The organism is Epilithonimonas hominis, from assembly GCF_003730015.1.
Taxonomy (GTDB): domain Bacteria; phylum Bacteroidota; class Bacteroidia; order Flavobacteriales; family Weeksellaceae; genus Epilithonimonas; species Epilithonimonas hominis.
On record NZ_RJTU01000076.1, the window covers coordinates 1 to 13,891 of the forward strand.

The following is a 13,891-nucleotide window of genomic DNA, read 5'->3' on the forward strand; positions in this document are numbered from 1 at the left end:
ACGAATTATTACTTTTCATTCCAAATTTTATTTCATTTCTTATCCCGAACTCAGGTTATTTATTAAACCTACCAACTTTATCCCTAATAATTAAACAAATATTTGATAACACCACTGAAAATCAAAAGGATTAATTTTATCTTTACCGCAATCATCTTTAACCTGGCTATGATGTAAAGCAATACTGGTTATCTTCTTATTCCATACCTTCGGATTATGATTTCCATAATCTTGGTGAAATATAAACGAATGGTAAGATCACGATCAATTTTATAGATATAAAATCCGAAAGCTTCAGAGTATTATAATAACTGTATTGTATTCTTAAAATCTATACCCAAATGAAACTCCCGAGCGTACACCTAGCCATTTGGAATCCAAAGCGATAGTTGCGCCGGACGCATTGGTTGTGACCTTGTAATCAAATAATGAGATATCGAGATCCTGAATATCGGTATTAAGCTGATTTTGTTCCTCAACGGTAAGCGGTCTTCCTGATTTCCCAATGATAGTTCCTGTTGCGCCACCATAGTGACCACCTATGAACCAAACATCCAACACCCAATTATCTTTTTTACCTAAGAGCCATTGAGCACCGATCATCAACCCAACATTGTTTGAGTTCGTCTTCCCAGAAAAAGCAATGGGAATTTTTTCACCTGGTGCATAGGATCTTCTGATGTATAGTTGTAGGTTACATTATCAACATCAAAATGAGAGTATCTATAATATGGAGCGATATAGAATCCGTGACCGTAACCTCGCCCAAGATATATTCTCGGTTCAAGAGTGAAATTACTTCCGCCCATTCTTACATTATTAACATTATCGTCTTTAATATACTGGTCTACAAGCGGCACCTGCCCAGTGGGAATAAACCCGTAAGAAACCTGAACACCCAACCTCTTTGTTATGGTTCTTTCGTAAGCAAACTGAAAATTCCGGAAGACAACTCCAGTAAGATTCATTTTTACAAGGTTTCTCTTTTCATCCGTTTGAGGATTTTGTTCCTGAGCTCTCATAGAAAAAGAGCAAAATAATATCAAAAAAAACATATAATCTATTCATTACTTATAAATTTTATATCAAATATAAAAAATATCCGAAAAACTTTTAATTTTATATGGATTACTTTGCTTGAATGCTTAAAAAATAGTTTTCCAAGATTTTTCTTTGAGATGTAGTTAGATTTGCTTTAGGATGATAATTGATATAAGAAGGCAAAGGCATCTGCTTACTCCTAATTGTTTCTATAGATTTTTGTATTGCGTTTTGCTTTATATCCTTATTATATGTTCCCCATTCGGAGAAGTTAAGATATTCTCTTCCTTCATTTATGTGATCCTTAACCGCCCAGGAAATCGGAGCTATATACGCATAGTTCGGATAGACTGTCTCATTAGAATGACAGTCAAAGCAAGCATTTTTCAATAATGAACGGACATCTTGCGGCGTTTTATAAATGTCCGTAAAATTATTATTTTTGTCCACAGGTTTATTTTCCCTGTCGATGGGAATTAATTGTATAGTCAAGAAGGCTACAGCCATCCACAAAATTATCTTCTTCAATTGACCGACTGTTCTTCTTTAGTTAAATCCCAATTTTCATTAATTTCCCACATCGGACGAATATTGATTTTGGTCATTATATCCTTGTCTCCTGCTTTTTTATAAAGATAGACATCTTCCGATAAAGTTTCAGTTGCGAAATCTGAACTGTCCCAGAAACCGTTATCATTATTATCTACCAAAATTCTTAATTTATATGATGCTGGTTTGAGATTGATAAACTTTATTAATGACTCATTGGAAAACTTCTGATAGACGGTTTCATTCTTATCATTCAGCAATTGAATCCAAAAATTATGCTCAGGCTTATTGACAAGATTTACTGTAAAACTTCCGAATTCTTCTGGCTTGGCGGCTTCAAAATCGAAGCGAACACTTTCGCTTAATCTGTTATAAAAAGAAATCACTGTATTTTTCGGAACCGTAAGCTTGTATTTTTTCCCAACGACAAAATTCGATTTTATGACTACTTGTGTAGAATCTAACTCAGAAATCTTTGCCGTGAAGTTCTGCGATATGCTATCAGATTCCAGTTTCCAGTTTTCCGGCTGAATTTTATTGATGATATAATTAGAAGCGAATCTAAAATTAGAACCCGGCGCAAGTTCATTGGAAAAAGGATTCGAAACCGTCATATCTTCCTTCGCTGGTTTCTTGTAGAAAATAGAAACCGTATCTTGTTTTGCTCCGATATCATAAGAAAATTTGAGGTTTTCACTTACAGCTACACCAATGTTTTCTTTTCCTGCATCAAACCAAACCTTCACAGAATCCGATCTTAGTTTATGTGTGACTTTATAATCAGCAGGTTTTTCGCCAACTCTTTTTACAATTACTTTTTCAGGGTTACCTTCGAAACTCATTACAACACCACCAACAGAAGCCACCATTTCTTGATACTTGATTGCTTTTTTAGAAGGGAAAATTTTAAGTTTCATTCCAGAAATACTTGACTCAAGATTAATTTCTTGCTTTTGAAAAGCTACACTTTCTTTTCCTAAATCGTAAATGGAGTTATTATTCTCATCATCAAAACCAATAATTTTATATTTTCCTGGCGTAAGATAATTCAGTTCAAAATAACCATCTGGATCCGCTTTCGTTATATAGTAAGGTTTTTGGCGGTAATTCATCGTATCTTTAACCTGATAAAGTCCGATTACCAGATTTCTATCTTTCCCTTCCGAGTTTTTATCACTACCCAAGGCATCAGAAATAGTTCCACTGATGAAGAGATCATCAATCTTGTCTCCTGTAGAAAAAGCAAAATTGAAATAAGGCAAAGGATTGCTCTCATTGAGATCTACCACAGAGTTTCCGAAGTTGAAATTATACGTTGTATTAGCCTGCAACGTATCTTTCCATTGTATCTGGAGGTATTTATTCCCCATGGATGAGGGAATAATCTTGGTGTATTTTATTGGCGGAGAAATAATTAGATTCTTATTGATATCCTTCAGCGTTATATATTCATCAAAATCGATTCTTAATTCTTTAAGATCTCTGGGAACATTAATCCTTGTGGTATCGATATTAGACCCAACCATTTTCGGAGGAATTGTATCTTTACCACCACCAATGGGCGAACCCACTCTGGCACAACTTACCAAAACCAACGCCAAAAAAAGCCAAAGAAGAAACTGCTTCATTATCAAAATTAGATATTAGAAATGAGACTTTAGATCTTGCACTAAAATCTTAATCAGCAAAAATAAGCAAACTTTGAGACAAAATACTTTAGTTAATTGTAAAGTAAGTTAAATTGAAAATAAAAAACGAGTTTTAAAATTAAAACTCATTATAGATGTACTTCAAAATATCTTTATCCATTTCGGTTATTGCGATTTTTCTGCGTTCCATTGCTTTTTCTGCAACTTCGTAAGATTTTTCGAGTTTAAATTTTTCATCACCCTTCATTCCGCCCCAAGAAAAACTATCCACTAAGTTTGGTGGAAAACCGGATTTGAAAATATTTGCTGCGACGCCCACAACTGTTCCCGTATTTAATTGAGTATTGATTGCAGTTTTGGAATGATCGCCCATTATCAGCCCGCAAAATTGCAAACCAGTATCAAGAAATCGTTTCCTTCTATAATTCCAAAGTTTTACCGAAGCGTAATTATTTTTAAGATTTGATGAATTGGTATCTGCGCCCAGATTACACCATTCTCCAATCACAGAATTACCAACAAAACCATCGTGCCCTTTATTGGAATATCCGAAAATTACAATATTATTGACCTCACCACCTACTTTTGAATGTGGACCAATCGTAGTTCCGCCATATAATTTGGTTCCAAGATTAATTTTTGATTCTTCGCAAAGTGCTAATGAACCTCGGATATTAGAACCTTCCATAATCTCGGCATTTTTTCCGATGTAGATTTTTCCGGTTTTGCAATTGAGGGTTGAAAATTCTATCGTTCCACCTTCTTCGATGAAAAGATTTTCTTTTTCACCGATAAATCCATTGGTTGAAGATAATTCTTGAGACGTTCTACCTTCTGTAATTAATTTAAAATCAAAATTAATCGCAAAATCATTATTGGAAAAGATATCGGTTGGTTTTTCAATAAATAATAATTTCTCGTGAATATCCGTCATTTTATTGATCTGATTCAATGAAAAATTCTCCATATTGATGTTTGCTACCAAAACTTCGTTTTCATAAACCAGAGCTTCACCAGGCTGAAGTTCTTTAATTTGCTTCAAAACCTCGTCTGAAGGGAAGAAATTCGGAACAATGAAAAGACTTTGCTTTGGTTCTGGCTTTTTGAATTTTTCCTGAAGATAATTTTCTGTAATGTAGAAAACCTCATCAATATCCAGCAATTTTTTCCATCTTTCTGAGAAAGTCAGGATTCCCATCCGCATTTCTGCAACTGGTCTTGTAAAAGTTAGTGGAAGAAAATCTTCCCAATATTGTGCGTCTGAAAATACAAGCTGCATTTTTTAGATGTTAGATGTTAGACTTAAGATGTTAGACAAAAGTGCTTGAAATCTAATTCTTCACTTCCAGAGTCTAATATCTATCTTTAGCAAAATTAACAAAAAAACCTCTCGGAAATCCGAAAGGTTTTGATATTTGTAAAATAGGCTAAGATTACTTAGCGAATTTTTTGTATTTGTTCATAAACTTATCAACTCTACCGGCAGTATCTACCAATTTGGTTTTACCTGTGTAGAAAGGGTGAGAAGTAGAAGAGATCTCCATTTTGATCAAAGGATATTCAGTTCCTTCGTACTCGATGGTGTCTTTGGTTTCAGCTGTAGATTTGCAAAGGAACATTTCTTCGTTACTCATATCTTTGAAAACTACTAATCTATAATTTTCTGGGTGTATGCCTTGTTTCATTTTCAGAATTTTTAAAATAATTATTAAAATATGAGCTCAGGACGTAATGGATCCACTCTGCTCTGGTTTTGGTCTGCAAAAATAATAATAATTTTTTATTCTGCAAATTTTATTAGCAATTACTTCTTCTTAAACTGATTGATCGCATTGACAGTAAACTCAGAAAGCACCAATTGCCCACTGACAGCAGCACGTTCTGTCAAGAGCTGATCCCAATCATCCGTGCCTTTCCAAAAGACTTCTTTCAATTTTGTCATTGCGTCCGGACTGGATTGGGCTAATTTTTCTGCTAACAGATTAATTTCCGCATCCATTTTTTCAGGCGTTTCATAAACATCCTGATACATACTTTTTTCCTGCGCCCATTCTGCGGAATAAAATTCGGTGGCATTAATGGCTAATTGTGCAAAAGACGAAGTCCCAATTTTTCTTTCTACAACCGGACCAATAACAAAAGGTCCGATTCCGACCGCCAATTCACTTAGTTTGACAGAGGCATTTTCTGTCGCAAAAGTATAATCTGCAGCACACGCAATTCCAACACCACCACCAACAGCTTTTCCGTGGATTCTGGCGATAATTAGTTTTGGAGATTTTCGCATTGCATTGATGACATTTGCAAAACCAGAGAAAAACGTTTTTCCAGTTTCAAAATCTTTGATAGAGATCAATTCGTCAAAAGATGCTCCTGCACAAAAGGCTTTTTCGCCTCCACTTTTCAGAATAATGACTTTGACCTCATCATTTTTACTAAGATTATTAATCTCTTCAACAAGATTTCTAAGTTGAGAACTCGGCATCGAATTACTTTGAGGATGAAAAAACTCGATGGTTCCGATTCCGTTTTCTATGTTTGATGTTACGTAAGCTTCCATTTTTGTTGTATGTTAATAATTGTCTGTTGATGGTTAATAATATATCGAATCTGTAACCCCGCCTAAGTGGAAATCCTTTTTTGCTTTGACTAAAAGTTCTATTTAAACTGAAATGTTCTGCAACAAAGATTGACTCCGTCGAACCACTCCGTTAGGTTTGGGAGCGGAAGGCGGATTATGCTGTCCAAATTACAAAACTTTGGAAACACTTGATTCTTTTTACTTTTATCTTGTTTCTTAATTTATTCTTGATTAAGTTTTTTGACCATTGTTAGAATTGTAGCAATCGCAACTGTTTCTCCGGTTTCGTCATAAACGTCAACTAACCAACGAACAATTCCTTTTGCAATATCTTCTTCGTCGCGTTTTTCCTGATTGATTTTTTCTTTGCAGGTAAACTTCACACCAATTGTCATTCCGGGATAAACGGGTTTTACAAATCGACATTCGTCCAAACCATAATTCAGTAAAACTGGGCCTTTTCTGGCATCAACAAACAAACCTGCGGCTTTACTTAAAATGAAATAGCCGTGTGCAACACGTCCTTCGAAGATTGTTCCTTCCAAAGAAGTCGCATCCATATGTGCGTAAAAATTATCGCCGGAAACATTAGCAAAATTGGTAATGTCAGATTCCGTAACGGTATGTTTTGCAGTAATGTAAGTTTCCCCGATTTTCAGATCTTCAAAATGTTTTCTGAATGGATGAATGTTATCTTCCCATTGTTTTCCTCCATATTGATATTGCTGAGTAATGTGTGTCAAAGTCGTTGGCGAACCTTGAATCGCCGTGCGTTGCATATAATGCAGAACGCCGCGTTTTCCGCCCATTTCTTCTCCACCGCCAGCTCTTCCCGGACCTCCGTGAATCAGCATTGGCAATGGCGAACCGTGACCTGTACTTTCTTTCGCACAATCGGAATTGAGAATCAAAATCCTTCCGTGCATCGATGCGGCTCCGATGACGAAATCCCTCGCAAAATCGTCATCAGCCGTCACCACCGAACAACAAAGCGACCCTTTTCCCATTCTCGCTAACTCAATCGCTTCGTCCAAATTATTATAAGGAATGATTGTACTCACAGGTCCAAAAGCTTCGATATTGTGACAATCTGTATATTTAAAAGGGTCTGAATTAAGGAATAAAATCGGGGAAATGAAAGCGCCTTTGTTTTTGTCCGCACCTTTTACTTCAAAATTTTCCAGATTTCCAAAAACAATTTCCTGAGTTTTGGATAATTCCTGAACTTTCTCAGAAACTTCTTTCACCTGGTCTTTATTCGCCAAAGCGCCCATTCTAACACCTTCAACATTCGGGTCGCCGATAATTACGGTTGAAAGTCTTTGTCCAAGCGCAATCTGAACATCTTCTACCAAATTTGCAGGAACCAGCAATCGTCTGACTGCTGTACATTTTTGTCCCGCTTTGGTCGTCATTTCACGAACTGCTTCCTTGATGAACAAACCAAATTCCGCAGTTCCAGGTTTTGCATCTTCTCCTAAAACCATCGCATTCAAAGAGTCTGCTTCCAGGTTGAAAGGAACAGATTCTTCAATAATTTTCGGATGCGCTTTCAGCATTTTTCCTGTGGAAGCCGAACCTGTAAACGTTACAACATCTTCCATTGTCACATTATCCAGAATTCCATTGGCTGAACCGCAAATCAACTGTAAACTTCCTTCAGGTAAAATTTGGGAAGCGATGATTTCTTTAACCACTACTTCCGTCAGGAAACTTGTTGCAGTTGCAGGTTTTACGATTGCCGGAACACCGGCCAAAAGATTGACCGCAATTTTCTCCAACATTCCCCAAACCGGAAAATTAAATGCATTAATATGAATCGCCACACCACGTTTCGGCGTACAAATATGATGACCGATGAAAGTTCCCTCTTTGGAGAGTTTAACCGAATCGCCATCTATATAATAAGGTAAGTCCGGAAACTGTCTTCTCAACGATGCATTCGAAAATAAATTTCCAATTCCACCTTCGATATCCACCCAAGAATCTGCTTTGGTTGCGCCCGTTGCCCAGCTTACTTTGTAGAAAATATCTTTCTTTTCCATCAGATGAAAAGCGAGTTTCTTCAACATCAAGCCTCTTTCCTGAAAAGTCAATTTTCTAAGAGCCGGACCACCAATTTTTCTGGCATAATTCATCATTTCGCCAAAATCCAAGCCTTTGGAAGTCGCCGTTGCTACCAATTCTCCATTGATAGCATTATATAAAGCCTGCCCTTCTCCTTCACCTTTTATCCATCTGCCGAGCGCGTAATTTTCTAGTTGCATAATTTTTTAGAATTTAGAGGTTAGAATTTAGAATTTAGAGGTTAGATGAGGCAAGGTCTAACATCTAATTTCTAGCTTCTAATATCTTTGTTTTTAAACTTTCTCAATAATCACTGCAAAACCTTGCCCCAAACCTACACACATTGTTGCCAGAGCATATCTTTTATTCTGATTCTGCAATTCATACATCGCAGAATTCAGGATTCTCGCACCACTCATTCCAAGCGGATGTCCAAGTGCAATGGCGCCACCGTTTGGATTGATTCTGGAATCGTTGTCATCCAATCCCCAAGCTCTGATGCAAGCCAAACTTTGTGCAGCGAAAGCTTCATTTAATTCAATAATATCAATATCATTAAATGTCAATCCTGCTTTTTGTAATGCTAATTCAGCTGCTTTCACAGGACCAATTCCCATAAACTTTGGTTCAACACCAACAACAGCACTCGAAACAATTCTAGCTTTCGGCGTTAATCCAAATTCTTTTATCGCATTTTCTGAAGCTAATAAATTAACCGCTGCGCCGTCATTCAGTCCCGAAGCATTTCCTGCAGTAACGGTTCCATCTTTTTTGAAAGCAGTTCTTAATTTTGATAAACCTTCTAAAGTTGTATCGTTTTTTGGAAACTCATCTTTATCAAAAATCAAATCTTCTCCTTTTCTCTGAGGAATATTAACGCCGACAATTTCTTGAGACAATCTTCCGTTTTCCTGTGCAACTTTAGCTTTCTGTTGAGAATTAAAAGCAAACAAATCTTGGTCTTCTCTGGAAATATTATCTCGTTCAGCCAAGTTTTCTGCTGTTTCACCCATTGCATCTACACCGTACATTTCCTTAATTTTTGGATTAATGAATCTCCAGCCGAAAGTTGTATCATAGATTTTTGCGTCGCCACCAAAAGGATTTTCGGATTTTGAAATTACCAAAGGTCCACGTGTCATATTTTCAACACCACCGGAAATCATCAAATCGGCGTCGCCAACTTGAATTGCTCTTGCAGCATTAATCGCAGCTGACAATCCTGAAGCGCAAAGTCTATTGACTGTTTCGCCGGGAACGTGATAATCCAAACCAGACAACAAAGCCGACATTCTTGCAATGTTTCGGTTGTCTTCGCCAGCTTGATTAGCACAACCTAAAACAACATCGGAGATTCTGCTTTGGTCGATGGTCGGGTTTCTTTCCAATAGTTTTTTGATGACAAAAGCCGCCATATCATCGGGACGAACCGAAGATAAACTTCCTTTAAGTTTTCCGATTGGCGTTCGGATGCCATCTATTATATATACGTTCTTCATTTTTTTATAAATGATTAATGATAATCGATAAATGATTTAGTTACTGTAACTTTTTAATCAACCACATAGCCACATAGAATTAAGAATAAAATTTTAAACGTTAAAAAAGAAATAGTATGCGTGAACTATTTAAACTTTATGAAAACTATGTGTGTATGTGGTTCAAAGTTTTATTCTGTTTTACTAAGTTTCTAATGATTGGACTGCATCTGTAACGGTCTTCGTGGTAATAATCATAAAGGCGATCCAATTCTTTTTCAAGATTATCCAAACCAAATTCATCTGCCCATTGTAATAATCCTTTTGGATAATTGACACCCTTTGTCATTGCCAAATCGATGTCTTCTGCGGAAGCAATATTTAAGAAATAAGCATCTGCAGCTTCATTCATCAACATTACCAGGATTCTTTTGAATATTGATTCTAATAATTCCAGATTTTCATTCGGTTTTGGTTGTTCAGCATTTGGAGAATAATCATAAAATCCTCTTCCCGATTTCTTTCCGAAAAATCCTGCTTCGAATAATCTTTTTTGCGTGAATGATGGTTTGAATTTCGGGTCGTAGAAGAACTCTTTAAAAACACTTTCAGTAACTCGATAATTGACATCGTGACCAATGAAATCCATCAATTGAAACGGTCCCATTTTGAAACCACCTAAACTCGTCATTGCAAAATCAATAGTTGCACAGTCCGCAATTCCTTCTTCCAAAATCCGGATCGCTTCTCCGTAAAATGGTCTTGCGACACGGTTCACAATAAATCCAGGCGTATCTTTTGCAATTACAGGAAGTTTCTTCCAGCTTTCTACTAAATTTTTCGTTTTTGAAACCAAATCTTTATCCGTCTGAACAGCAGGAATAATCTCAACCAAAGACATCAAAGGCGCCGGATTGAAAAAATGAATCCCAATCACTCGTTCTGGTTTCTGGCAAGCTGATGCAATGGACGCAACTGATAAAGATGACGTATTGGTTGTCAAAATACAATTTTCGGAAACCAAATTTTCCAGCTTTTGAAACAACTCTTTTTTGATTTCCAAATCTTCGATAATCGCTTCGATAATTAATTCTGAATCTTTTAATTCTGATAATTGATCGCTCAATCGGATATTATCGAAATAAGTTTCCGCTTCTTCATAAATCAGCTTTCCTTTTTCGGCTAATTTTTGGAACTGCGCTTCGAGATTTTGCCCTGCTTTTTCTACGGCAATCGGATTGCTGTCATACAACAAAACCTGATTTCCGGCTGTCGCCAAAACCTGCGCAATGCCGCTTCCCATTGCTCCGCTACCGACTATTCCTATTTTCATTTTCTAATATTTTAACGCAAAGAGCGCAAAGATTTTTTTACGACAAACTGTTTTTAAGTTCGCAAAGGCGTTAGCACTCAGCGAAGAAATATCTATTTGTTTTAGTCTAAATCAAACGACTGTCAACTAATAACCATCAACCAAATTAATGACATTTAAAATAGTCAAAAGGTTCTCTGCAATCATCGCACTGATACAATGCTTTGCAGGCTGTGGAGCCGAACTGACTAACCAAATGTGTATATCTTGAACCGCAAAGCGGACATTCGACCTCATCTGTTTTTGAGAATAATTCATCATTATTTTTTGAGTAGACAGGGGGTGCTATGCCGTAAGCTTTTAGTTTTTGTTTTCCTTCTTCCGTCATCCAATCGGTGGTCCAAGCCGGACTTAATCGATTGGTTAATTTAATATTATTGAAACCTTTTTCAATCAGCTTCATTTTAATCGCCATATTAATCATCGATGTTGCAGGACAACCGGAATAAGTTGGCGTTACCACAATTTCGATTTCGTCTTCATTGAGAATCACATCACGGATTATTCCCAAATCCAAAAGATTGAGAACAGGAACTTCCGGATCAGGAATTTCTTCTAAGATTTGCCAGATATACTCTTCTGTAACTACCATTCCAAATTAGGATAAGTGCGTTGCATTATTTGCATCTCTGCTAAGATGTAACCCATTTTTTCCGTATGTTTTCCGTCTTTTCCGCCGGTTAATTGTCTCGCTTTTGAGAAATCAACAGATAAAGTTGCTTCATTCAGGATTTCCAAAACTTTGGTTTCCCATTTGGTTCGGAAAGTTCTGATGTCGGGAATTATGTTTTGTTTAATTAATTCTAATTCCCAGTTGGTTGGAATGAACATTTCGTCCGTGAAGTCCACCAAATCATTGACTGATTTTTGGATTCTGTTATGACTTTCTTCCGTGCCGTCGCCCAATCGAATCATCCATTCACTACTCCATTTTAAATGATAAGTCACCTCTTTCAAAGATTTTTCGGCAATGGAAGACAATTTCAAATCAGAATGATTTTTCAGTTCAGTTAATAACAAATGATGATAGGCATCAAAGAAAAATTGCCTTGCAATAGTATCTCCGAAATGCCCGTTTTCTCTTTCAACTAAAAGCAGGTTCTTGAATTCTCGTTCGTTTCTAAGGAAAGCCAAATCGTCTTCTGTTGTTCCGTTATTAAGCATTTCTGCCGAATATTGATAATAATTGGAAGATTCACCCAACAAATCCAAAGCAATATTGGACAAAGCAATATCCTGCTCCAAGACTGGACCTTTCCCGCACCATTCGCAGAGGCGTTGTCCGAGAATCAGGCTTGTATCTGCGAGATGTAATATATAACTGAGATAATTATTGTTCATTGGTTTCTATTTAATTGGCATTATAAACCACCCCTAATTTCAAATATTTTGAAATTCTGCCACTCTAGGGGATGGAAGTTTTTTTTTACATATTCTTTACCTCTTCCGGAACGTGGTAAAACGTTGGATGACGGTAAACTTTATCCTCCGAAGGTTCATAAAACGCCTCGGAATCATCGGGATTGGTGGCGTGGATATGCTTGGATTCTACCACCCAAATGCTGACACCTTCCATCCTTCTCGTGTAAACATCACGTGCGTTTTGGATTGCCATTTCCGCATCAGCAGCGTGAAGACTGCCCACGTGCTTGTGATCCAGACCCTGTCTGCTCCTAATAAAAACCTCCCAAAGCGGCCATTCTGTATTTTGCATAATATTAATTATTGAGCTTTAATTTTTATCGCAAAGGCGCAAGATTTTTGTTTTTTTCATTCTGTTTTAAGTCGCAAAGAATGAAATTTCGAATTAAGTTTTGCGACTTAAAACATAGATTTGTCAAATTAATTACGCCTTTGCGTTACAAAAGATTAGACTGTTTTTCTATTTTGTTCTTCTCTTAATTTTCTTTTCTCGTGATAAGCTGTTGCTGCTTCTCTTACCCAAGCGCCGTCATCGAAGGCTTTTTTGCGGGTTTCGATTCTTTCTTTGTTACAAAGTCCGTTACCTTTAACCACTTTCCAAAACTCGTCCCAATCGATTTCTCCGAATTCGTAATGTCCGGTTTCTTTATTGAATTTCAAATCAGGGTCTGGAATGGTCAAGCCCAAATATTCTGCCTGAGGAATGGAAACATCTACAAAACGCTGTCTCAACTCGTCATTGGTAAAACGTTTGATGCGCCATTTCATTGATAATTCTGTATTTCCAGAATCGGCATCTTTTGGTCCGAACATCATTAAAGTCGGCCACCACCAACGGTTGAATGCATCCTGAGCCATTTCTTTTTGCTCAGGCGAACCTTGAGCCAATTTCATCATCAGCTCGTAACCTTGTCTTTGGTGGAAACTTTCTTCTTTACAAATCCTAACCATTGCTCTGGCATAAGGTCCGTACGAAGCGCGACAAAGTGGCACTTGATTCAAAATTGCTGCGCCATCTACCAGCCAACCGATTGCGCCCATATCTGCCCAAGTCAAAGTTGGATAATTGAAAATGCTGGAATATTTGGCTTTTCCAGAATGTAAATCGTTAATCGTCTCGTCTCTTGTGACGCCCAAAGTTTCGGCAGCACAATAGAGATAAAGTCCGTGTCCGGCTTCGTCCTGAACTTTTGCCAAGAGGATTTTCTTTCGATTCAAAGTTGGTGCGCGTGTAATCCAATTGGCTTCCGGCAACATACCGACAATCTCGGAATGCGCGTGTTGAGAAATCTGACGAATCAAGGTTTTTCTGTATGCATCCGGCATCCAGTCTTTTGGTTCGATGCGGATTTCGCTGTCTATCTTATTCTGAAAATGTTCTTCTAAATTGATTTCTGTTGTTTCCATTTTCTTTATATTTTTTGAACGCAAAGCGCGCAAAGATTTTTTTTAACTACTAACTGTTTTTAAGTTCGCAAATCAAAGATTCATTGATTCCATTAAAATCAATAAAAACATTGAGATAAAGGCGTAAACTCAGCTAAGACTAATTCTATCTAAATTATCTTTTTGTCATTCTGTAAGAATCTCTACAACTAATTTTAGATTCCTTCGGAATGACAAACTTCGTGGTTATAGCCTTACTTGTTTTACACCGAATCTGCAGCCCGACTTGAGCGGAAATCCTTTTTTGCGTGGACTCAAGTTCTATTTAAACTGAAATCGTCTGCAA

At 37.1% G+C, this 13,891-nt stretch carries 14 protein-coding genes; all 14 read right to left on the reverse strand.

Annotated features, from left to right (window positions below; translation table 11 throughout):
- Positions 1-324 precede the first annotated feature (324 nt).
- Positions 325-603: a hypothetical protein gene (locus EGH73_RS12055; RefSeq protein WP_123282051.1), complete on the reverse strand. Its 279-nt coding sequence runs from the start codon at positions 601-603 to the stop codon at positions 325-327.
- Positions 603-1,022, reverse strand: coding sequence for a hypothetical protein (locus tag EGH73_RS12060; protein WP_123282052.1), 420 nt, complete (start codon positions 1,020-1,022; stop codon positions 603-605). Before EGH73_RS12060 ends, EGH73_RS12055 begins: the two co-directional genes overlap by 1 nt.
- Before the next feature lie 106 nt (positions 1,023-1,128).
- Entirely contained in the window at positions 1,129-1,548 is a 420-nt protein-coding gene (locus EGH73_RS12065; protein WP_089769300.1) for a heme-binding domain-containing protein, read from the reverse strand.
- A gap of 17 nt (positions 1,549-1,565) precedes the next feature.
- Positions 1,566-3,218: an Ig-like domain-containing protein gene (locus tag EGH73_RS12070; protein ID WP_123282053.1), complete on the reverse strand. Its 1,653-nt coding sequence runs from the start codon at positions 3,216-3,218 to the stop codon at positions 1,566-1,568.
- A gap of 139 nt (positions 3,219-3,357) precedes the next feature.
- Entirely contained in the window at positions 3,358-4,518 is a 1,161-nt protein-coding gene (locus EGH73_RS12075; RefSeq protein WP_123282054.1) for a GlmU family protein, read from the reverse strand.
- A gap of 154 nt (positions 4,519-4,672) precedes the next feature.
- Positions 4,673-4,924, reverse strand: coding sequence for a type B 50S ribosomal protein L31 (locus EGH73_RS12080; RefSeq protein ID WP_089769305.1), 252 nt, complete (start codon positions 4,922-4,924; stop codon positions 4,673-4,675).
- A gap of 119 nt (positions 4,925-5,043) precedes the next feature.
- The gene (locus EGH73_RS12085) at positions 5,044-5,799 is read right to left on the reverse strand and encodes an enoyl-CoA hydratase/isomerase family protein (protein WP_123282055.1); all 756 of its coding nucleotides are present in this window, start codon (positions 5,797-5,799) and stop codon (positions 5,044-5,046) included.
- Between the two features lie 242 nt (positions 5,800-6,041).
- Entirely contained in the window at positions 6,042-8,087 is a 2,046-nt protein-coding gene (paaZ, locus tag EGH73_RS12090; protein WP_123282056.1) for a phenylacetic acid degradation bifunctional protein PaaZ, read from the reverse strand.
- Positions 8,088-8,180: 93 nt separating this feature from the next.
- Positions 8,181-9,386 carry a 3-oxoadipyl-CoA thiolase gene (gene pcaF / locus EGH73_RS12095; protein WP_123282057.1) on the reverse strand — a complete coding sequence of 402 codons (1,206 nt, stop codon included), beginning with the start codon at positions 9,384-9,386 and terminating at the stop codon, positions 8,181-8,183.
- Between the two features lie 145 nt (positions 9,387-9,531).
- Entirely contained in the window at positions 9,532-10,698 is a 1,167-nt protein-coding gene (locus EGH73_RS12100) for a 3-hydroxyacyl-CoA dehydrogenase NAD-binding domain-containing protein (RefSeq protein ID WP_123282058.1), read from the reverse strand.
- Positions 10,699-10,843: 145 nt separating this feature from the next.
- Positions 10,844-11,329, reverse strand: a complete 486-nt coding sequence (paaD, locus tag EGH73_RS12105) for a 1,2-phenylacetyl-CoA epoxidase subunit PaaD (protein ID WP_123282059.1) — start codon at positions 11,327-11,329, stop codon at positions 10,844-10,846.
- On the reverse strand, positions 11,323-12,078 hold the full coding sequence (gene paaC, locus EGH73_RS12110; protein ID WP_123282060.1) for a 1,2-phenylacetyl-CoA epoxidase subunit PaaC: 756 nt from the start codon (positions 12,076-12,078) through the stop codon (positions 11,323-11,325). Before paaC ends, paaD begins: the two co-directional genes overlap by 7 nt.
- 85 nt (positions 12,079-12,163) lie before the next feature.
- A complete protein-coding gene (paaB, locus tag EGH73_RS12115; RefSeq protein ID WP_063970555.1) occupies positions 12,164-12,451 on the reverse strand; it encodes a 1,2-phenylacetyl-CoA epoxidase subunit PaaB in 288 nt (95 codons plus the stop codon).
- Between the two features lie 155 nt (positions 12,452-12,606).
- Positions 12,607-13,566, reverse strand: a complete 960-nt coding sequence (gene paaA, locus EGH73_RS12120; RefSeq protein WP_123282061.1) for a 1,2-phenylacetyl-CoA epoxidase subunit PaaA — start codon at positions 13,564-13,566, stop codon at positions 12,607-12,609.
- Between the last annotated feature and the right edge of the window lie 325 nt (positions 13,567-13,891).